Consider the following 215-nt stretch of genomic DNA (forward strand, 5'->3'; position numbering starts at 1 on the left):
ATCTTTCTTTGAAAACTTCTTTTTGCTTTCTTTATGTGCTTCTTTAGAAGCAATCCATTTTCTTTCATTATTCTGTAAACTCTTTTGTGATTGATTTTCTTTTCCTGTTTTTTAAGCATAGCACAAATATGTCTATATCCCCAATATGGATGTTCCTGCTTTAACTTTTGTATAAGTTTAAGAACACTTTCATCATTTTTCATTCTCATGTATTT

At 27.9% G+C, this 215-nt stretch carries 1 protein-coding gene; it reads right to left on the minus strand.

All coding sequences use genetic code 11. From position 1 onward, the window contains the following. A partial coding sequence (locus tag EO083_RS09840; protein WP_164723722.1) for an IS3 family transposase occupies nucleotides 1-215 on the minus strand: 215 nt, incomplete at both ends.

This window comes from Thermosipho globiformans, assembly GCF_003990895.1.
GTDB classification, from domain to species: domain Bacteria; phylum Thermotogota; class Thermotogae; order Thermotogales; family Fervidobacteriaceae; genus Thermosipho; species Thermosipho japonicus.